The sequence below is a fragment of the Arsukibacterium indicum genome (genome assembly GCF_019100565.1).
In the GTDB taxonomy this organism is placed as follows: domain Bacteria; phylum Pseudomonadota; class Gammaproteobacteria; order Enterobacterales; family Alteromonadaceae; genus Alishewanella; species Alishewanella indicum.
Map to the genome: position 1 here is coordinate 333512 of NZ_JAHRID010000003.1, position 20785 is coordinate 354296.

A 20785-nucleotide genomic window follows, 5' to 3' on the forward strand; every position below is an offset into this window, starting at 1 on the left:
GTGAAAGCTAACGGGCGTTTAAAGTGATTACTCAAACTATTTTTTGTGTCATTAATAAAAAACGCAGCCGAAGCTGCGTTTTGCTGGCAAACCTTTACTTACTGCGTTTTCATCTGCCGGTGAAAATCAGCCAGATCGGTAATCACCTGCTGGCCTTCGATAGTGGCAAAAGGCTGCTGACTAAAACCGGTGCCACGCATTTGCACTGAAATACGGGCAGCATCTTTATTTAACAGAGTTTGCTGGTAAAAGGCTTTTATGTCTTCCAGGGTTAGCTGTTCTACTTCAGCAATCAGCTTTTGCTTGCTGTCAAAGTTGAACTTTTCCTGATACCAATCGCTGATCAGCGGCGCCATTTCTTCCTGCAGGTTTTTTGGTGGTTCTTTTAAACTGACCAGCAAGCTTTGCTTCAACTGCTCGAAGCCGGCTTCATCCAGCTGTTGCAGGCTCAGCCAGTATTGCTGCTTAAATTCATCAAACCGCTGTTGCATATCAACCACCGATTTCACCGGAGTTTGAATATACAAACCAAAACCGGTGTAGTCTTCAACGCTGACCGCGGCGCCGCCTACCGCATAGGCTAACTGCTCTTCGGTACGCAATGTATCAAAGGCTTTATTGGAAAAATGGCTTTGCAGCAGCCGGCCCCGCGCCAGTTGTTTAACTGACGGGTCCGGATGAATATGCATATCAACCAGTGCAACATCGGCCACCACTAAATCCTGCTGCAGGCTTATAACCTGGCCAGGTGCGGGTTGCCATACAGGACTACGGGTATAAGGCACTGTGGTCCGCTCTGCCGGTAAAGTGGCTGCAACGGTGTTAACCAACTGTTTAACATCGGCCTGGTTATAATTACCAAAGGCAAAAATCCGAACCTGATGCTTAGCCAGTATTTGCTGCATAAACTGCTGCAGATCGGCTGCCGTTAATTGCTCTGCACTGCTAATCAACTGTTCGTTATTGTAGTTGCCACCGCGGTACATGCTGTTAAATGCCATAAACGCCTGCTGAAACGGGAAGCGTCGTTCTAAATTACGGATACCGCGCACATAACGGTCAACCGCCTGACTGAAGCGCTCGGCTGTCACTTCCGGCGTCAAGCCTGCCAGCGCCTGCTGCAGCAGTTCTGGCTGTTTGTCGGTAAAGCCGCCCAGGCTTAGCACCAGGCCATTGCTGTCATTCAGTGATAAATCCATTCCGGCTACCGAGGCTTCTGTTGCCAGCACACTTTGCTCCAGATTGTATAAATCCTGCCACAGCGCAAACATCACTTTGGCTTTAATATCCTCAATGGCTGCCGGACTGTTCAGGTATATATTCAGACGGCCACGGGGCTGGCTGGCAAATTCCTGACTGGGGTATAACCAGGCTTTAATGCCTTTATCTTCAACCACCAGCTCTGGTTTTTCCACCTGCATTGGCGCGCGCAATTCAAAATTCTCCGGCAATAACCGGTTAACTGCCGGTAAGTTGGTTGCAACCGGGCTTTGCTGCCAGCTGGCAATTTCCTGCTCACTGATGTCGGTAATTTTGTAACGGCCATCATAAAAGTGTAATTCGCTGTCATGGGGTTCCTGCTGGCTGATATACCACACCCGCAGGCTTTCAGGCTTCAGCTGTTGCAGCACTCTGTTAATAGCGTCAGCATCAAACTTCTGATAATAGTAAGGTGCGTTTACCGCATGCTCGGCCGGCACAAACTGCATGGCGTGGGCCAGGTTAGAGACGTAACCAAAACCATCGGTTTTTTCCAGGAAACGAAAGCGGTTAGCCAGGCTGGTTTGAATTTCACTGAAATACTTGCTGTCCACTCCCTGCCGTTTAATCAAATCCAGATACTGCATAACGGTGGCAATAATGGCCTCCCGCTGTGCCATACCTGCATCGGTTAAACTGATATCGATTGTCAGGTTACCGTAATTGCCATAAGCACCTGGATCAGCACTGGCCGATAGTGATGAAATTAAACCCAGCGCTTTCAGCTGCTGGGCTGGCGAGCCTGGCATTTCAGAACCCAGCAAGTAGGTAATAAACTCATTAGGTTTTACCGCAAACTCATCACTGTTATTAGTGATGGTGAAATCGAGCCGTAATTGCTTAACGTCTTCGTTAGGCACATAGTGAACGCGTTTTGCGCCAAAATCCTGATAGTTTAACTCGGCATCTACCGCTGGCCTGGCAATTTCTTTGTTTTCAATACCCGCAAAGTGCTTGCGGGCTAACAGCTCCATTTCAGCCAGTGGTAAATTACTTAACAACGCCAGTTTCATGGTGTTGGCAGAATAATATTGCTGATAAAACTTTACGGTTTCTGCATGCAAATTACTGTTTTCTTTATCACTTAGCGTTTCCAGGTTACCTATTAAAAACCGGTTGGCCGGGTGTTCACCAAACATGCTGCGGGCCAGTTTAAACTGGCCAAAAAAATCCATTTCCCGGCGCATTGACCACTCGGCGTTCACGGCATTACGTTCTTTTTCGGTGTATTCCGGCAGCAGCAGGGGCGCTTTAAAGAAATCAGAAAAACGATCCAGCGCTTCATCGTACGACGGATTATTTATCTGGAACATATAGTTAGTAATATCCAGCCAGGTATAAGCATTGGCAGCACCACCATTTTGCGCCATAAAGCCGTTGTAAGATGCCGGATCGGGGTAGCGTTCTGTTCCCATAAACAATAAGTGTTCTAAATAGTGTGCCATACCCTGCTGGCTCATCGGGTCTTGCAGCAAGCCAACACCAACACTAAGCGATGCCGCAGACTTTTCAGTAGTCGGATCCGACACCAGGATGACTTCCAGTTTGTTGGGCAACACCAGGGTTTTGTATTGACGCTCATCATTCGGGCTGACAAATACCTGACCGGGTACCTGTTGCTGAACCCGTTGTTCAGCCGTTACTGTACTGCGCTCTGCAGCACAACCCGTCAGCACTGCCAGTGCTACAGCACTGATGACAAATAACTTTTTCATTAAGGCACCTGTATTTTTATTCTGTTGGAGTAATTGTGAATTTTTGTAATATCCAATGTAATAAAAAACAATATCAATAGGCAAGCAAACGGCCGGCCCGGCATGCCGGCAGATTGTAATAAAATGTGTCGTTTTGGTTTGTCAGCCCAACCCTGTGGCTTAACCCAGTGCAGTATCCAGTAGCATCATCAGCACAAATCCCAGCATCAGGCCGGTGGTAGCGGGTAGCTCATGTCCCTGCCGGTGCGACTCCGGGATCATTTCATGGCTGATAACAAATAACATGGCCCCTGCCGCCAGTGCCAGCCCCCATGGCAGTAACAAGCTTGAATCACCCAGCACTGCGGCACCCACTACTGCCATTACAGGTTCGGTTAAGCCCGAGACGATCGCCATTGCCACCGCCAGCGTGCGGCTGTAACCGGCCGCCAGCAGCGCCATGGCAACCACCAGCCCTTCCGGTATGTCCTGAATAGAAATACCGGTTGCCAGCGCAGTGGCCGCGGCAGTATCGCCACTGGCAAAAGAAGCACCAATTGCCAACCCTTCAGGCAGATTGTGCAAAATTATAGCGAATACAAATAACCAGCTGCGGCGTAACTTTAAACCACGTGAGCGGTCTTCTTCCTTGATAAAATGCTGGTGTGGCACTAACCGCTCAACCAGCAGCATAGCGGCGGCGCCAAGTAAAATCGCCAGCGCAACACTGCCTGAACTGTGCCAGACAGAAGCCCCGCTAACTTCAAGTATCGCCAACGCTGGTACTATTAACGAAAACATACAGGCGGCCAGCATCACGCCAGCACCAAAGCCAAGCATCACATCATGCAGCTTGTGAGATAAGCGCTTTAAGAACAAAGCCGGTAGTGCACCAGCAGCAGTAGCCCCGGCGGCAACCATTCCGGCATAGAAAGCATAACGGACATTTTGTTGCTGTTGCATCAGTAAAACCAGCTGCTGCACCGCATAACTGGTGCCCAGTATGATAATCAGCGTCCCCAGCACTTTGCGGCTGCTAAGCCAGGGTGGCTGTATTAAAGATTGCTTCATGCTTGCTCCCGCATAGTCAATTTAGTCAGTATAGGCGCTTTACCTGAATCCAGTGTTACACCGGCTAAGCGAGATTTAATGACCGACAACAATAAATGATAATAATTATCATTTGCTGTCAAGTAAAGCATTTGCCAGCAGCAATAAAAAAGCCGGGCATCGCCCGGCTCTGGTATCTTACTACAATCAGTTATTGATTAATGCCAATCAGGTTCAGGATAAACGCATATTCCTGGGCATATTCTGCCAGCCGGGAGAACCGGCCGGATTTACCACCATGGCCAGCTTCCATATTGGTTTTAAACAGCAGCGGGTTCTGATCGGTTTTATGAGTGCGTAACTTCGCCACCCACTTTGCCGGCTCAAAATACTGTACCTGCGAGTCGTATAAGCCGGTAGTAACATACAACGCCGGATACGCCTGCTTGCTTACCTGATCATAAGGTGAATAAGCCAGCATATAGTCATAATACGCTTTTTCTTTCGGGTTACCCCATTCGTCAAACTCGTTGGTAGTTAGCGGAATGCTTTCATCCAGCATGGTGGTGACCACATCAACAAAAGGCACATGTGCTACCAAGGCCCGGTACTTATCAGGCGCCATGTTAGCCACGGCGCCCATCAGTAAACCACCGGCGCTGCCACCCATACCAAATACTTTATCTTTAGCGACATAGTTTTTGGCCACTAAATAGTCGGTAACAGCAATATAGTCGGTAAACGTATTTACCTTATTAAGTAATTTGCCATCTTCATACCAGTGCCGGCCCATTTCCTGACCACCCCGGATATGGGCAATGGCGTATACGAAGCCACGGTCAACCAGCGAGAACACGGTGGAGCGGAATGACGGATCGGACGAGCTGCCGTAAGAGCCATAAGCATACTGGTAAAGTGGCGCCGTGCCATCCAGCGGCAAGCCTTTACGATATAACAGCGAAACCGGTATTTTTACGCCATCTTCAGCTGTTGCCCATACCCGCTCGGTAACATAATTTGCTGAATCAAAATCACCAAGCACTTCAGTTTGTTTTAGTAACTGCTTGTCACCGGTTTTCATATTCAGGGTATAGATTGTTTCCGGCGTCGTCAGCGAGGTATAGCTGTACCGTAACCAGTCGGTGTTCTGCTCTGGATTTTTTTCAAAACGGGTAACATAAGCCGCTTCGTCTGAGGCCAGATAATATGCTTTATCGGGTGACTGCCACGGCATCACTTTTATCCGGCGCAAACCATCGCTGCGCTCGCTGATAGCCAGATAGTTATCGAAGGCGATGAAATCCTGAATAAAAACCTGTTCATCGTGTGCCAGTAAAGGCTGCCACTTTGCACGGTCACCTATTTTGTTGCTATCCACAGTCATCAACCGGAAGTTTGGCGCCTGCCAGTCGGTTTTAATGATCCAGCGGCCCTGATGATGCTCAGCGTCGTACTGAAAATCACGCTGTCTTGGTGCCAGTACTTTAAAAGCAGTTTGTGGCTGATTACTGGGCTGAACCCGGATTTCAGTCGAGACAGTGCTCTCAGAAGTAATAACCACATAACTGTTATCCCGGCTGTTCGCCAGGCTTAAATAAAAACTGTTGTCAGGTTCCTGATATACAGGTTTGGCAGCCGCCGCTTTATTTCCCAGTTTATGCTGAAGCACAGTAGTGCTTAACAAGGTTACCGGGTCGTTCTGAATCACATACAACGTTTGGTTGTCTGCCGCCCAGGCCAGGCTGCCTGACAGGCCGGTTAACTGGTCAGCTAAATCTTTACCTGTGCGTAAATCGCGGATTTTAAGGGTATACTGACGCCGGCCGCTGCTATCCTCCAGATAGGCAAGCAGGTTCTGATCCGGGCTTACCAGCCAGTTGGCTACCCGGTAGTAATCTTTACCCTCAGCCAGTTTATTAACATCCAGCATTACCTGTTCGCTACCGTCTTTCAGCGATTTACGGGCATAAATGGGATATTCCTTGCCACTTTCGTACCGGCTGTAATAGCTGTAATCACCCTCGCTGTAAGGCACCGAGCTGTCATCTTGCTTAATCCGGCCAATAATTTCATCGGTCAGCTTGTCTGTTAGCGGCTGATATTTGCTGGCATAAGCGGCAAAATAATCATTTTCGCGGTGCAGATAGTCCAGCACGGTCGGCGAGGTGCGGCTATCATCGCGCAGCCAGTAGTAGGGGTCCTGGCGGTCACCATGTGGCGAGCTGACAGTATAAGGTTGCTTTACCGCTACCGGCGGTGTCGGGGTTTCATTGGCAATTACCGCTGAGATATTCAGGCAACTGGTCGCCAGCAGTATAGCCAGCAGTGTTTGAGATAAGGTTAAGTTCTTTTGCATAGTTTATATGTAGAGTTGAAAACAATTTGCAGGAACTTAACATAAGACGGTACTGGCCGGCTAAAGTTGGCCGGAAAAAAGTGTAAGCGAGTGTAATAAAACAGCCGGCATTGCTGCCGGCTGCTAACGGATAATCAGCGCAAAGCGATTACATCTGCGATTGCAGGTAGTTTTCCAGGCCCAGCATTTTAATCAGCCGTAGCTGCTGCTCCAGCCAGTGCGCATGATCATTTTCGGTATCGTCAAGCAGTTGCTGTAGCATTTCGCGGCTAACATAGTCCTGCTCTTGTTCACACAATGCCATGGTTTTCTTCAGCAGTTTGGCCACGGCGTATTCAACGTTTAAATCGTTTTGCAACATCGCCGGTACGTCTTTACCAACATGAATTGCATCCCGGTTTTTTAAATCAGGCGTGCCTTCTAAAAAGATAATCCGTTCAATCAGTTTGGATGCATGGCCTTTTTCATCGTCGAACTCGTGGTCTATCCGTTCATACAGTTTATGCAAGCCCCAGTCATGGTACATCCGCGAATGGATAAAATACTGGTCCATTGCTGCCAGCTCGTTGGCAAGTAATGTATTCAGCGCGGCTATTACCTGTTGATTACCTTTCATAATTACTCGCCTCCTACCTGAGCTTGCAGATAATTAGCCAGCCCCATTACGCTAATCTGATGCTGCTGGGTTTCCAGCCAGTCGAGGTGCTCTTCCTCGTATTCCAGCAATTCAGTTACGATATCGCGGCTGACATAGTCCTGCTCAGTTTCACATAGTGCAATCACTTCGCGCAGCAGTGGTAATTGCTCGTGCTGAAAATCCATATCGCATTGCAGCATTTCTTCGGTATCTTCGCCAATCCGTAATTTGCCCAGCGCCTGCAAATTAGGTAAGCCTTCCAGCATTAAAATTCGCTCTATCAGCTCATCTGCCTGCTTCATATCTTTGATCGATTTTTTATAACAAACGTCGTTTAACGCCTTCAGGCCCCAGTTCTTGTAAATGCGGGCATGCAGGAAATACTGGTTTATTGACGTCAGCTCAAAGGTAAGTACTTCATTTAATTTACTAAGTACTTTGGGGTTGCCTTGCATTGTTCCGCTCCGGTTAGCTATAACTTGCTAACAGCTTAGGCTAAAACCTAAGTTTTGGCAAAATTACTTTATAAATCATAGTTATACTATTAATAAGCATTCGCATTTTCATCCATTTAACAGCCTGATTATCCTGTAAAACCGTTGTCAGTCGCATTGCGACTTCGCAGCGCGCGGTTTTGACGCTACAGTAACCCTGTAATTTTAACTAAGAGAGCTGTTTATGCTGCGTTTAATCAAAATCAGCGGTTTTATCGTCGCCCTGCTATCGTTCAGCTGGCACCTGAATGCCACTGAGCAAATTCAAATTGAAGCCGACTCAGTGGTGGTTACCGAACATCGCACTGAAATTAATGGCAAAAGAGTTAACTATAAAGCGCATACCGGCACCCAGCCAGTATGGGACAGTGAGGGCCACCCAACTGCTACGCTGTTTTATACCTATTATCAGCGTACCGATATTAAAGATACCGCTAAGCGGCCGCTGTTGATTTCCTTTAATGGTGGTCCCGGCTCTGCATCGGTGTGGATGCATGTTGCCTACACCGGCCCGAAAACTCTCAATGTGGATGATGAAGGTTACCCGGTACAGCCATATGGCGTAAAAGCCAATCCGCATTCGGTATTAGATGTCGCCGATATTGTATTTGTGAATCCGGTGAATACCGGCTACTCACGGGTATTGCCAGACAAAGATGGCAAAATGCCTTCTAAAGACCAGCAACAAAAAATGTTTTTTGGTACCAATGCCGATGTCACCTATCTGGCAGAATGGATTAACAGTTTTGTCAGCCGCTACGAGCGCTGGAGCTCACCTAAGTTTTTAATTGGTGAAAGCTACGGCACTACCCGTGTATCGGGGTTAGCACTGGCGCTGCAAAACCAGCAGTGGATGTACTTAAACGGCGTAGTACTGGTTTCACCAACCGATATTGGTATCAGTCGCGATGGTCCGGTTAAAGCTGCCAACCGCCTGCCTTATTTCGCTGCAACGGCCTGGTATCACAACAAGCTTGCTGCTGATTTACAGCAAAAAGATCTGTACGACATTTTGCCAGAAGTTGAAGCGTTCACCATTAACCAATACCTGCCGGCACTGGCTAAAGGCAATATGATTAGCAGCGAAGAAAAGCAGCAGATTGCTGAACAGGTTAGCCGCTACTCCGGGATCAGCGTGCAAAATGTATTGCGCAGCAACCTGGATATCAGCACCAGCTATTACTGGAAAGAATTGCTACGTGACCGGGGCCAGACTGTTGGCCGGCTGGATTCACGCTATCTGGGTATTGATAAAAACGATGTTGGCGAGCGGCCGGACTACTGGGCCGAGCTGACCTCCTGGTTACATTCTTTTACGCCGGCCATTAACCATTACTTGCGAACCGAGCTGAATTACAAAACCGACATTAAATATAATATGTTCGGGCCGGTGCACCCGTGGGACAGAAGTAATGACAATACCGGCGAAAATCTGCGCCAGGCCATGGCCCAGAACCCGTACCTGCAGGTACTGACTCAGTCAGGCTACTATGATGGTGCTACCAACTATTTTGATGCCAAATACAATATGTGGCAGCTGGATCCCAGTGGCAAAATGAAAGACCGGATGAGTTTTAAAGGCTATCGCAGCGGCCATATGATGTATTTGCGGGCCGAAGATCTGAAAAAATCGAACGACGATTTGCGTGAGTTCATTTTAAACGCATTACCGGCTGAAGGTCAGGCAGCAAAGTACTAACATTAGCCAACCGGCCTTGAGAAGCAGCACAAAGGAGCCCATGCTATAAGTTCAACCCCTGCACAGGTAAGGAAAAGGAGCCCGCAATGGCAACCCGGATTGAACACGACAGCATGGGCGAATTGCAAGTGCCCGCCAACGCGCTGTATCAGGCCCAAACCCAGCGCGCCATCAATAACTTTAAGCTAAGCCCGCTAACCCTGCCGCGGGCTTTTATCCAGGCTATTCTGCAGATCAAAAAAGCCGCCGCTATAACCAACAGTGAACTCGGCGTGCTGGAACCGGAAGTAGCCGGCGCCATCGTTTACGCCGCAGAACAGCAGCTTGCCAGCACGGATATGGAGCAATACCCGGTTGATGTCTTTCAAACCGGCTCGGGTACCAGCACTAATATGAATGTCAATGAAGTGCTGGCAACGCTGGCCAGTGCCAAGCTGGGTAAGCAGGTACACCCCAATGACCATGTTAATGCCGGCCAAAGTAGCAACGATGTTATCCCTACCGCTATTCAGTTAAGCAGTGCGCTGGCCATTCACAACCAGCTTATTCCGGCCCTGCGCCATATACAGGCTGCGCTGGTGGCGAAAAGTCAGCAGATTGGCCATGTTGTTAAAACCGGCCGAACCCATTTAATGGATGCGATGCCGGTCAAGTTTGAGCAGGTACTGGGCGGCTGGCAAAGCCAGCTGGCGCATGCAGAACAGCTGTTGCAACAGCAATTACCGCGACTGCAGCAACTGGCACAGGGTGGCACAGCAGTAGGTACCGGTGTGAATACCCATCCGGAGTTTGCCGCTTGTTTTGCCACTAATTTAAGCACCGATACTGGCCTGCAGTTTAGTCGTAGTAAAGATTTCTTCTTTAATATCAGCTCGCAGGATGTTTCAGTAGCCTGCTCCGGCGCCCTGAAAACCCTGGCAGTTGCCTTACTGAAAATCAGCAATGATCTGCGCTGGATGAACTCCGGCCCGCTGGCCGGCCTGGCCGAAATAGAACTGGCAGCATTGCAGCCAGGCTCTTCTATTATGCCCGGCAAAGTGAACCCGGTTATCCCGGAAGCCGTGGCGATGCTAAGCGCCCAGGTAATAGGTAATGACACCACTATTACCGTTGCTGGCCAGTCAGGTAATTTTGAACTGAATGTAATGCTGCCGGTAATTGGTTATAACCTGTTGCAAAGTATCGATTTACTTAGCAATGGTTGCATCGCCCTGGCTGATCAGGCCATTCGGGACTTTAAAGTAAACCAGCCGAATATTGAGCAATCACTGGATAAGAATCCGATACTGGTCACGGCGTTAAATCCGGTAATAGGCTATGAGAAAGCTGCCGCAATAGCCAAGCAAGCATATAAACAGCAGCGCCCGGTGCTGGATGTCGCACTGGAGCATACCGATTTAAGCAAAGAGAAACTGCAGGAGCTGCTTGACCCAGCCAGATTAACTAACAATAGCTAATCCGGATCAGCCACTGAAATTAACTTTGCGGCTTACTGGTTTATGCCAGATACGAAACTTATTGCATAAATCTTGGTCAGTAGCCGCAAATAATTTGCCCCTCAATCCGACTTTCGCCATAACTTGAAACACTGGTAGCAATAGCTGAATTTTGACTAGGATTTTTTAACTAAAAAGTGCCACCGGTAGACAAAGCAGCTTATTACCAGAAAACATAAAAATAATGAATGAAAATCAAGAGGGTAAAGTTATGTATAAAAAGCGTATTGTCGCAGTGCTGTTAAGTGGCATTTTGCTGGCTGGCTGCAATAGCAGTGATGATGAAGTCCCGCCGGTGGTAGATGTTGAACCGCCACCACCCGATACCAGTGCCTTGCTGTTAACCGATTTTGATACTGTATATGGTTTTGCTGCAGAAAACGGCGGTACCACCGGCGGTAGCGGCGATAATAAAGTAGAAGTAACGGTTTGTACCGGCGAAGAAATGATCAACGCCATCAAAAATAAAGATCCAAACCTGCCGTTAACCATTTGGGTAAACGGCCCTATCACACTGCAAAATGCTAAAGACAGCCGGATAGATATCAAAGATGTCTCTGACATTTCGATAATTGGGTTAGGTAGCCAGGGCGAAATGGCGGGCATTGGCTTTAACATTGTGCGGGCCAGCAATATTATTATTCGTAATCTGCGTATTCATCATGTCCGGGCCAATTTAGGCGCACCAGGCGATGGTATTAGCATGGAAGGACCGGTTAGTAATATCTGGATTGACCACAACGAAATTTATAACAGCCTGACCGTTGACGACCCAACCCTTACTCTTGATCAGGTAAAAGACTATTACGATGGTCTGGTGGATGCCAAGGGTGATGCCAAATTTATTACCATTTCGTTTAATAAGTTTCACAACAGCTGGAAAACATCACTTTCAGGTTCGTCAGACAGCGACAACTTTAACCGTACCCTGACCTATCATCACAATCACTGGTACAACGTTAATTCACGTCTGCCGCTGTTCCGCTTTGGCCAGGGTCATATTTACAATAATTTCTATGATGGTGCTCAGGAAAGCGGGATCAATTCGCGCATGGGCGCGGTTATCCGGATTGAACACAACCATTTTGCAAATATGAAAAACCCGGTGATGTCGATGTTCAGTCAGGAAATCGGCTACTGGCAGTTGATTGATAATATTTTTGAAAATATTACCTGGGAACAGGGGGCCGAAGGCTCAGTGATCGCTGAAGATAACCAATCGACCGGCGAGCTGAACGTGCCATACGATTACCAAAACAGCCTGATCCCGGTGCACAATGTTAAACAAACCGTCTTACGTTATGCCGGCGTGGGCGTTATCGACACCCCACCCAGCCCTGGGCTGTGTCCGGCACCCGAGCCAGCTGAGCCCGAACCCGTTGAGCCAGAACCAGTACCAATAGATCCGGTAGAACCGCCAAGCAGTGTTGACTGGAATGGTTACAGTGCCGATACCGATCCATTTACTGCTGATACGGTGGTTCTGGCTGATGGCAGCTTCAGTCAGTTTTCGCCTCAGCAAAGCGGCGGTGCTGATGAGCCAAACCACTTTACTGCCAATGGCGATGGCACTGTCAGCTTCGACAGCACAGTAAACGGCGCTGATCGCAGTCGGGCAAAAATTAACGATGTGGTCGCCAGTGATGGTGTCTATCCGAAGTTCTTTACGCTGTTAATGGGTGTGCAGGGCAATAGTGACGGCCAGCGTATTCTGGAAACTGAAATTGCCCTGGGCGATGCCGAACCAACAGGTGCCAGCAGCCGGTTAAAAATTATTTTCCGCGGCGATGGTAACAATGCCGGGGTGCAGCTGGAGAATGCGAACAATGGTTCTTCCATCACCATTGGCAAGGGCAATGAGCCCGACCCACTGGATATGACCCAGTACCGGGTGTATCAGTTTAATATCAGCCTCACCTCGCCCACCACAGGCAATGTTGCGTTATATGTTGAGGGTAATAACACGCCGTTGCTTAACCTGGAAAACGTTACAATGCGCCCGGCCAGTAATGCAACCGATAATTACCTGCAACTCGGTGACGCTGGCGGCAGCAGCTATAAAGGTGTTATTGACTGGGCTATCTGGACTGACGCCGGTGCTTACACGCCTGATATGTTAAAAGGCCTGTTACCAGCCGGCATCGGTGATATCAGCGGTTATCAGGACTAACCCTTACTGCGTAAACCAACCCGGCGACCATGCCGGGTTTTTTATATTCGCTTTGCAAAAGAGCCCTGGGGTTTTACCGCAACATACAGCACACTAGCCGCGCCAGATATCAAGCTGCTGATATTACTGCTATAGTCAGCTTCAGCTTATTGGCAACAAAAAAGGTTATCGATGAAACACTGCAAAATAACACTACTGGCAAGCTTAATGATTGCCGGTGCTGCATCGGCCGAGCCGGTGCTGTTACACAATGTAAAAGGCTATGGTTTTAATAGCGATCGCGAATTAGTGTCCTTTACTGCTCTGGCATTTGATGACACCAGCGGCAAAGTGCTGGCCCGTGGTGACAAGACGCTGCAAACGCAGTTTGTCGATGCCCGCCGTGTAGATGGTGGCGGCAAAACGGTATTACCCGGTTTAATTGATGGCCATGGGCATTTACTGGGCCTGGGCGAAGAGCTCAGTCAGGCTGATTTACGGGGCCAGCCAAGCGAAGAAGCAGCGGTGAAGGTGGTTGCCGATTTCGCCCGCAGCCAACCACAAGCAGCCTGGATTATAGGCCGGGGCTGGAATCAGGTACTATGGGACAGTAAGCAGTTCCCCACTACCGCCTTGCTGGATGAAGCTATTGGGGACCGGCCAGTCTGGCTTACCCGGATTGACGGCCATGCCGGCTGGGCCAATAGCAAAGCACTGGCTTTAGCTGGCATTACCAAAGATACCCTGGATCCACCCGGTGGCAAGATTATTCGTGACGCCGATGGCAATCCAACCGGTGTGTTGATGAATAATGCCCGTCGCTATATCGCGCGGGTACTGCCAGCAACCAGCACCGAAGATAATATCAGCGCCTTGCAAGCTGCTTTTCAGCAGTTACTGTCGCTGGGTATTACCAGTGTGCACGACGCCGGGATCAGCAGCGAACTGGCCACCCTGTATCAGCAACTGGCTGCTGATGGTAAGTTGCCAATACGGATCTATGCAATGTTGTCATCACGCAATGCTGATCTGGCAGACTGGCTGGCCGGCGGCATCTGGCAGGAACCGGCAGACTGGCTGAGCATCCGTTCAGTGAAAATTTATGGTGACGGCGCCCTGGGCAGTCGCGGCGCGGCCTTACTGTCAGACTACAGCGATCAGCCAGGCCATACTGGTTTACTGGTAACCCAGCCTGATGCGCTGACTCAGATTATGCAGCTGACAATTAACGCCGGTTTTCAGGCTAATGTGCATGCCATTGGTGACCGCGCTAATCGCCTGGTGCTGGACCGCTTTGAACAACTGGCTACAGCAGAGCAACGGCTGGCTGGCCGCCACCGGATAGAGCATGCCCAGATAGTGGCACCTGATGATATACCACGTTTTAAAACGCTGAACGTGCTGCCATCAATGCAGGCTGTGCACGCCACTTCCGATAAGAATATGGCTGGCGACCGGCTGGGCGTCGCCCGCTTGCGTGGTGCCTATGCCTGGCGCAGTTTTATTGATCAGGGCAGTATTATTGTCGGTGGTTCTGATTTCCCGGTAGAGCTGGCTAACCCGTTTCACGGCTTACATGCCTCAGTAACCCGCCAGGATCAACAAAATCAACCGCAAGGTGGCTGGTTGCCGGAGCAACGACTCACTCTGGTTGAAGCGCTGCGCTCTTTTACCGTGGATGCTGCCTACGGTGCCTTTCAGGAAGACAATATGGGTACACTGGCCCCCGGTAGCTGGGCCGACTTTATTTTAATCGATCAGGATATTTTCAGTATCGACCCGAGCCAACTATGGCAGGTGCAAACCGAACAAACCTGGGTGCACGGCCAGCTGCGTTTTCAGCAAGCGGCTGACTGAGCCTGTTGCCGGTATTGTTGTGGCGAGAGACCATGCTCTCGCCGGAACGCCCGGCCGAAATTGGCCGGATCGGCATACCCCAGCAAATAGCCAATTTGCTGCACCGGTAATGCTGTGGTTAGCAAATACTGGCTCGCCATATCCCGCCGCCAATCAGTGACCAGTTGAAGATAGCAGGTTTGCTCCTGCTGCAAGCGTCGCCGCAACGTGCGGCTCGATAGCGCAAACTCAGCGGCAACCTGTTCAATACCCGGGATCCGGCCTTTAGTGCGCCCCAGCATCAAGCGGATTAAACCCGCCATACTCTGACGCTGCTGCCAGCGCTGCAGCTCCTGTTCACATTGTGCGGTCAGCTGGCTTTGCACCTGCCGGTCGGCCCACGGCGACACTATGGCCAGATCGGCAGCATCGAAGATTAACCTGTGGTCTTTTTGCGCAAACAGCACCGGGCACGGAAAAAATGCCTGATATAAAGCGTGGTATTCCGGCTCGGCATAGGCAAAATGCACCTGGCGCAACCGGTATTGGTGGCCGGAGACAAAATCCAGGATGGCATGCAACGCCACCGCAAAGGTGTCGACCACAAACTGGCGAATGTCTGCCAATGGTTGCAACTCTGTCAGAATCAGTGATACCTGCTGGCGCTGCTGCATCGCCAGGGTTAACAGCGGGCTGCGGGTGCTGGTATATTTGCAGATTAAGGCCAGTGCCTGCTGCAGGTTGCCACTGCTCATTGTTGCCAGACCTAACAGGCCATGGGTGGTAATGGTTAACTGACTTCCCAGATACAGCCCCAGCGCCGGCTCTTTCGTCTGTGCACAACAGCGCGTGATCACCGTTTGAAACTGTTGCCAGCTAAGGGTGGCATCGAACTGCTCTGGCAAGGTAACCGGCAACCCGGCATGCGCCAGTACCGCCTGTGGATCAGCGCCGCGGCTTTGAATCAGCTCAAGCAGGTTACGCAGGTAATGGCCGGGCAGCGCAACCTGATTGCCGGCTATTTTACTGTTGGCTATGCTATTACTGCTGGACATAATAAGCAGCGGCTCCTGAGTATTGCCTGCTAACACGGTAGTGCTAAGTGTACCTTACTGCGCTCAGCCGCGGCATATTCTGGCCGCAAATGACCATAAGCTGGCTGCTGTGGCCCTGCCATCGACGCTACCCTTACCTTAAGCTTGCAGCATAGTCACTGCAGAGCAACTCCCCATGTTTAACTATATTAAGTTCAGTCTGTTTCACCTGCTAACGCTGCCGTTTATCATTGGCATTACCCTCGGCGGCAGCTGGATGGCACTGGGGCTGGTGGCAATATTGCTGCTGGTAGTGTTCGGCGATCTGTTGCTGGGTGATGACCGGGCAGAGCCTGCCTATACAAAGCCGTGGCTGCTTAATGGCCTGGTGTATAGCTCGTTGCTTTTTATCGTATTAATTGTTGGTGCTTTATTATGGAGTGTCGCCACCACAGATCTGTTTGGCTACGGCCAGCTGGTGCAACAAATAACCGGCTATGATGTGCTGGCCGCGCGTGACGCCAACCAGTGGTGGCACTTTGTGCCGGTATGGCTGGGCGCCGGCCTGCTGATTGCTATGGTGGGCACGGTGCCCGCACATGAACTTACCCACCGCACCGCGGACCAGCTGGCCATGCTGACAGGTCGCTGGTTACTGGCGTTTAGTTTTGACGGTACCTTTGCCATAGAACATGTCTATGGTCATCACCGCTATGTTGGCACGGTGTGTGATCCTGCCACTGCGCCGCGGGGGCGCACTGTATACCGGCATATTCTATACTCTACGGTTTACGGAAACCGCAGTGCCTGGCGGATTGAATGCCAGCGGCTGGCCCGCCTGCATAAACCAGTGTTTAGTATATACAACAGGGTGTTACGTGGTGTAACCATGTCACTGCTGCTATGTATTATGGCGGCTATACTGGCGGGCTGGGCTGGTTTATTACTTTTTTGCGCCAGCGCACTGCTGGCGAAAGCTGTATTGGAAGTCGTTAATTATATTGAACATTACGGTATTGAACGCGCGTTGAATGAGCCAGTGCGGCCTTATCACAGCTGGAACAGCACAAAACGGGTCAGCAGCTGGGCCAGTTTTAACCTGACCCGCCACTCCCATCATCATGCCCGGGCGCAATTGCCGTTTTACCAGCTGAAAGCTTATCCGAACGCGCCTGACTTACCCACAGGTTATCTTGGCTCCATGTTGCTGGCCCTGCTGCCGCCGTTATGGTTCAGGTTAATGACGCCAAAACTGGCGCAGTGGGACCAACAATATAGCAAGAGCAAGCCAGCTAAGCACTGACTTACCAACATGGTTACTCTACCGGTTCTGCCGGCTCTGGTTCAGAAAAATCAGGGCTACCAGCCCGGGTATGTTTATCCCGCAGTTTACCAATTGCAGAGCTTAACTTGCGCTGCATTTTGTCGGCAGCACCGGTTACGGCCTGGCCAACAGTGGCGGCATGTTCGGTTATGGCTACCGGCTCCATTCCTTCCGGCCGCGCCTCCAGTAAACACCGCTTATCATTGCCATCGTGTTTGGTATTGCCGTTTTCGTCACTTAAATGCACTTCAATCCGGGTTACATGGTCGGCAAACCGGCTTAATTTATTCTGCAATGTCTCGCGCACAAACTCGGCCAGCCGCTCATCGGCCTGAATATTACGATCACTGTTAATTTGAATTTGCATAGACTACTCCTGTTAATAACGCTGAGTCGGGACTCATATTACAGACCCTGCCCGCGCTTAATGGTTGCATACCACTTACACTTATCTGGAGACGATTATTTGTATTCGCAAGGCCAGATCCGGCAATTTAGTGCTGATAAAATCAGACAGCACGGCAAAGTCTGGTTAAAATGGCATTAATTTTTACTGACAAAAGCCAGCAGCATGATAAGTAGCAAGTGGACCAAGCTGATCAAATCGCTTCATCTTAAAAAGTACCGCAAAGCCGAGCAGCTTTTTTTTGTCGAGGGCGAAAAAGCGGTGTTAGAGGTACTTGCAGCTGGCTGGCCGGTGCGGGCCCTGTTTGCTACCGAAGCGTTTAGCACCCAACACGCTCAGGCGCTTAACACCGGCGGTATACTGCAACAATGCAGTAGTGAAGAGCTGGTAAAAGTGGGCACGTTCAGCAGTAATAATGCTGCGCTGGCCGTGGTTGAAATACCGCAATGGCCGCTATTTAGCGCAAAAGCGCAAAGCTGGACCCTGGTACTGGATAATATTAATGACCCGGGTAATCTGGGTACGATTATCCGTATCGCTGATTGGTATGGTATTAAGCATATTCTTTGTTCGCCCGATACCGCCGACTGCTATAACCCAAAAGTAGTGGCCGCGGCCAAAGGTTCATTCCTGCGGGTGCAGCTGCATTACCTGCCGCTGGCCGGCGCCCTGGCTCATGCCAATATGCCGGTATACGGGGCTTACCTGGGCGGCGAAAATGTCCATCAGCTAAAGCTTGAAACTGCAGGGGGTTATATTGTGCTGGGTAATGAAGCCAACGGTATCAGCAGCGATGTTAGCCAGTATATCAGCCGCCAGATTACTATTCCGGCCTTTGGCGGCGCTGAATCACTGAATGTCGGCATTGCCGCAGCGGTTATTTGCGACAACCTGCTAAGGCTTAGTCAATAATAGTTAGCCGTTAACAACCACACTGCATTACGCTAAACTGGCGCCATTCTGTTGTTGTTTTCCGGCGGTTTTGCATGACATTTCCCACTATTGAACATGAAGTTGGTAATACCCGGCTGGTTAAATTACAGCGGATGGCTGCCCATACCAACAGCACCGTATTATTAAAACTGGAAGGCGATAATCCTGCGGGCTCGGTTAAAGACCGGCCGGCGCTGAATATGATAGTGCAGGCTGAACGCCGTGGCACTATTAAGCCGGGCGACCGGATAATTGAAGCTACCAGTGGCAATACCGGCATTGCCCTGGCAATGGCGGCGGCGATTAAAGGCTACGCCATGACCCTGATTATGCCGGATAACGCCACCGAAGAGCGCAAAAGCTCGATGCGCGCTTATGGTGCTGAGCTGATTTTAGTAACCAAAGAGCAAGGCATGGAAGGCGCCCGCGATTTAGCACTGCAGATGCAGGCACAAGGCAAAGGTATAGTGCTGGATCAGTTTAACAACCCCGACAACCCAGCGGCACACTATGCCAGCACCGGCCCGGAAATATGGCAGCAAAGCCAGCAGCAGATAACCCACTTTGTCAGCAGTATGGGCACCACCGGCACCATTATGGGCGTGTCACGCTACTTAAAACAACAAAACCCAGCCATTCAGATCATTGGCCTGCAGCCAGCCGAAGGTGCCAGTATCCCCGGCATTCGCCGCTGGCCAGAAGCTTACCTGCCCGGCTTTTTTGAGAAAAGCCGGGTTGATCAGATTATTGATATCAGCCAGGACGATGCGCTAAATGCCATGCGCCGGCTGGCTAAAGAAGAAGGGATTTTTGCCGGAGTTAGTTCCGGTGGCGCCGTGCATGCCGCTATTCAGTTGGCGCAGCAGCATGACGACGCGGTAATAGTCGCGATTATATGTGATCGCGGCGATCGTTATCTGTCGGCTGATATTTTTTAGTTTTCAGCTCCTTTTCAGCTTTAATTTCACGCTAAATCATTGTTATCGAAGCGGTGTCTGAACCATTTTAGTTGCTATTCGGTTTGGTATAACCCATTTAGTAGACTATTCTTAAATCCACTGCGTTACCTGTTTTTCCGCAATTGATAAGGCCCGCTTATGAAAACCCACTGCAGAATCGCCCTGATCGCTGCTGCTGGCTGCATAATGACCCCAGCAACGTTCGCCGCCCAAGCCACTGATACAGACGATATTAAACAGCAACTTAACCTGCTAAAAGCACAAATAGCAGCACTGGAAGCCCGCCTGGCCGAGCAGGAGCAACAACAAAGTGAGCTTACTGCGCAACAGGAGCAGCCTGCCAGCAGTGACGAGACTGCGAAGGCCAGCGACGACAGCACTGACGGTATTAAACTGGGTGGCGCTATCCGGACAAATTACAGCCATACCTCGTACAGTGACGGTAATAAAAACCGTGGCGGCGATTTTGCGCTGGATATTTTCCGGCTGAATTTAAACGGCAGTATTGGCGATGTGTTGCTGAATGCCGAAATTCGCTTTTTCGATTATATGACCGCCGTCAAATATGCCTATGTTGGTTATCAGCTTACTGACGACTGGCAGGTGCAAGCCGGTATTACTCAGGTGCCGTTTGGCAACTGGCCTTATAACTCCCACAACTGGTTTTTCAGCACCAACTATTATATCGGGCTGGAAGACGACCACGATTTAGGCATTTTATTTAAGCGCCAGCTTAGTGATAACTGGCAGCTGGATTTAGGCTTCTTTAAAAATGATGAACTGGGCGGGGTCGATGGCTATGTTGGCAGCCGTGCTGACCGCTATTCCTACGATATTGTTGGCGCCCGCCTGCCCGGCGATGGCATTTATGATGATCCGGCCCAGCCACTGGGTGAGTACAATACCCTGAGCGGCCGTTTTGGCTATCACGTTAGTCATGGTGAGCTGAAAACCGAACTGGGGGTGTCTGCTTTAGCTGGGGGGCTGCATAACGGCCAAACCCGCGCCGGCGATTATCACGCCTGGGCTGTGCATAGCAACAGCCACTACCACAACTGGAACCTGCAACTACAGTACACCCAATACCAGTACGATGTTGATAACGGTGCAGACAGGATGGCCGTTGGTGCCTACGCTTTTTATGATTCAATAGCCGCAGAAGCCACTTCGGCCACGGTAAACCTGGCTTACAGCGTGCCGGTAGAATGGGGGCCGGTAACAGGTCTGCAGTTTTACAACAACTATGGTCTGGTGTACGACAAGTCTGACGGCAGCCGCGACACCATGATGAACATTACCGGCATCTCTGTTGCCGCCGGAGGACTGTTCACTTATTTCGATTTAGTTCATGCTAAAAATCAACCCTTTGTCGGTGGCAGTGCCAGCGGTGACAGTAGTGAAACCGAACGCCGTTTCAATATTAATATTGGCTATTACTTCTAAAATAAAAACAAGGAT

The 20785-nt window shown here is 50.1% G+C and carries 15 protein-coding genes; 8 read left to right on the plus strand and 7 right to left on the minus strand.

The window, feature by feature from the left end; all coding sequences use genetic code 11:
- Positions 1 to 98 precede the first annotated feature (98 nt).
- From KQY15_RS08745 to bfr (KQY15_RS08765), 5 genes are all read right to left on the minus strand, one after another.
- Complete coding sequence (locus KQY15_RS08745; RefSeq protein ID WP_217668805.1) at positions 99 to 2975, minus strand: insulinase family protein; 2877 nt, start codon at positions 2973 to 2975, stop codon at positions 99 to 101.
- Between the two features lie 159 nt (positions 2976 to 3134).
- Positions 3135 to 4025 (minus strand): ZIP family metal transporter, encoded by an 891-nt coding sequence (locus tag KQY15_RS08750; protein WP_217668806.1) that lies wholly within the window; start codon positions 4023 to 4025, stop codon positions 3135 to 3137.
- Positions 4026 to 4215: 190 nt separating this feature from the next.
- Positions 4216 to 6360, minus strand: coding sequence for a S9 family peptidase (locus tag KQY15_RS08755; protein WP_217668807.1), 2145 nt, complete (start codon positions 6358 to 6360; stop codon positions 4216 to 4218).
- Between the two features lie 148 nt (positions 6361 to 6508).
- The gene (gene bfr, locus KQY15_RS08760) at positions 6509 to 6976 is read right to left on the minus strand and encodes a bacterioferritin (protein WP_217668808.1); all 468 of its coding nucleotides are present in this window, start codon (positions 6974 to 6976) and stop codon (positions 6509 to 6511) included.
- 2 nt (positions 6977 to 6978) lie between these two features.
- Complete coding sequence (gene bfr, locus KQY15_RS08765; RefSeq protein WP_217668809.1) at positions 6979 to 7452, minus strand: bacterioferritin; 474 nt, start codon at positions 7450 to 7452, stop codon at positions 6979 to 6981.
- 223 nt (positions 7453 to 7675) lie between these two features.
- Between bfr (KQY15_RS08765) and KQY15_RS08770 the strand changes: the two genes are divergently transcribed.
- The 4 genes from KQY15_RS08770 (at position 7676) to KQY15_RS08785 (ending at position 14692) form a co-directional block, all read left to right on the plus strand.
- Positions 7676 to 9190: a S10 family peptidase gene (locus KQY15_RS08770; protein ID WP_217668810.1), complete on the plus strand. Its 1515-nt coding sequence runs from the start codon at positions 7676 to 7678 to the stop codon at positions 9188 to 9190.
- A gap of 86 nt (positions 9191 to 9276) precedes the next feature.
- Entirely contained in the window at positions 9277 to 10647 is a 1371-nt protein-coding gene (locus tag KQY15_RS08775; RefSeq protein ID WP_217668811.1) for a class II fumarate hydratase, read from the plus strand.
- A 250-nt stretch (positions 10648 to 10897) separates the two neighbouring features.
- On the plus strand, positions 10898 to 12856 hold the full coding sequence (locus KQY15_RS08780) for a pectate lyase family protein (RefSeq protein WP_217668812.1): 1959 nt from the start codon (positions 10898 to 10900) through the stop codon (positions 12854 to 12856).
- A 171-nt stretch (positions 12857 to 13027) separates the two neighbouring features.
- Positions 13028 to 14692 (plus strand): amidohydrolase, encoded by a 1665-nt coding sequence (locus KQY15_RS08785; protein WP_217668813.1) that lies wholly within the window; start codon positions 13028 to 13030, stop codon positions 14690 to 14692.
- Here KQY15_RS08785 and KQY15_RS08790 read toward each other — a convergent pair.
- Positions 14674 to 15726 carry an AraC family transcriptional regulator gene (locus KQY15_RS08790; protein ID WP_217668814.1) on the minus strand — a complete coding sequence of 351 codons (1053 nt, stop codon included), beginning with the start codon at positions 15724 to 15726 and terminating at the stop codon, positions 14674 to 14676. The two genes, KQY15_RS08785 and KQY15_RS08790, sit on opposite strands and share 19 nt — an antisense overlap.
- Before the next feature lie 175 nt (positions 15727 to 15901).
- Here KQY15_RS08790 and KQY15_RS08795 point away from each other — a divergent pair, with 175 nt between their 5' ends.
- Positions 15902 to 17008 (plus strand): alkane 1-monooxygenase, encoded by a 1107-nt coding sequence (locus KQY15_RS08795; RefSeq protein ID WP_217668815.1) that lies wholly within the window; start codon positions 15902 to 15904, stop codon positions 17006 to 17008.
- A gap of 13 nt (positions 17009 to 17021) precedes the next feature.
- On the opposite strand, the gene KQY15_RS08800 is transcribed toward KQY15_RS08795, so the two are convergent.
- Positions 17022 to 17396 carry an HPF/RaiA family ribosome-associated protein gene (locus KQY15_RS08800; protein WP_217668816.1) on the minus strand — a complete coding sequence of 125 codons (375 nt, stop codon included), beginning with the start codon at positions 17394 to 17396 and terminating at the stop codon, positions 17022 to 17024.
- 204 nt (positions 17397 to 17600) lie between these two features.
- On the opposite strand from KQY15_RS08800, the gene KQY15_RS08805 reads away from it, so the two are divergent.
- From KQY15_RS08805 to KQY15_RS08815, 3 genes are all read left to right on the plus strand, one after another.
- Positions 17601 to 18347, plus strand: coding sequence for a TrmH family RNA methyltransferase (locus KQY15_RS08805; RefSeq protein ID WP_217668817.1), 747 nt, complete (start codon positions 17601 to 17603; stop codon positions 18345 to 18347).
- Between the two features lie 74 nt (positions 18348 to 18421).
- Complete coding sequence (cysM, locus tag KQY15_RS08810; RefSeq protein WP_217668818.1) at positions 18422 to 19306, plus strand: cysteine synthase CysM; 885 nt, start codon at positions 18422 to 18424, stop codon at positions 19304 to 19306.
- A 207-nt stretch (positions 19307 to 19513) separates the two neighbouring features.
- Positions 19514 to 20770, plus strand: a complete 1257-nt coding sequence (locus KQY15_RS08815) for a porin (protein ID WP_254795560.1) — start codon at positions 19514 to 19516, stop codon at positions 20768 to 20770.
- The last annotated feature ends 15 nt before the right edge of the window (positions 20771 to 20785 follow it).

Bases quoted from the DNA above. Each gene is read 5' to 3' on its own strand.
- KQY15_RS08745 (WP_217668805.1), bottom strand. From the start codon at position 2,975: ATGAAAAAGTTATTTGTCATCAGTGCTGTAGCACTGGCAGTGCTGACG.
- KQY15_RS08750 (WP_217668806.1), bottom strand. From the start codon at position 4,025: ATGAAGCAATCTTTAATACAGCCACCCTGGCTTAGCAGCCGCAAAGTG.
- KQY15_RS08755 (WP_217668807.1), bottom strand. From the start codon at position 6,360: ATGCAAAAGAACTTAACCTTATCTCAAACACTGCTGGCTATACTGCTG.
- bfr (WP_217668808.1), bottom strand. From the start codon at position 6,976: ATGAAAGGTAATCAACAGGTAATAGCCGCGCTGAATACATTACTTGCC.
- bfr (WP_217668809.1), bottom strand. From the start codon at position 7,452: ATGCAAGGCAACCCCAAAGTACTTAGTAAATTAAATGAAGTACTTACC.
- KQY15_RS08770 (WP_217668810.1), top strand. From the start codon at position 7,676: ATGCTGCGTTTAATCAAAATCAGCGGTTTTATCGTCGCCCTGCTATCG.
- KQY15_RS08775 (WP_217668811.1), top strand. From the start codon at position 9,277: ATGGCAACCCGGATTGAACACGACAGCATGGGCGAATTGCAAGTGCCC.
- KQY15_RS08780 (WP_217668812.1), top strand. From the start codon at position 10,898: ATGTATAAAAAGCGTATTGTCGCAGTGCTGTTAAGTGGCATTTTGCTG.
- KQY15_RS08785 (WP_217668813.1), top strand. From the start codon at position 13,028: ATGAAACACTGCAAAATAACACTACTGGCAAGCTTAATGATTGCCGGT.
- KQY15_RS08790 (WP_217668814.1), bottom strand. From the start codon at position 15,726: ATGTCCAGCAGTAATAGCATAGCCAACAGTAAAATAGCCGGCAATCAG.
- KQY15_RS08795 (WP_217668815.1), top strand. From the start codon at position 15,902: ATGTTTAACTATATTAAGTTCAGTCTGTTTCACCTGCTAACGCTGCCG.
- KQY15_RS08800 (WP_217668816.1), bottom strand. From the start codon at position 17,396: ATGCAAATTCAAATTAACAGTGATCGTAATATTCAGGCCGATGAGCGG.
- KQY15_RS08805 (WP_217668817.1), top strand. From the start codon at position 17,601: ATGATAAGTAGCAAGTGGACCAAGCTGATCAAATCGCTTCATCTTAAA.
- cysM (WP_217668818.1), top strand. From the start codon at position 18,422: ATGACATTTCCCACTATTGAACATGAAGTTGGTAATACCCGGCTGGTT.
- KQY15_RS08815 (WP_254795560.1), top strand. From the start codon at position 19,514: ATGACCCCAGCAACGTTCGCCGCCCAAGCCACTGATACAGACGATATT.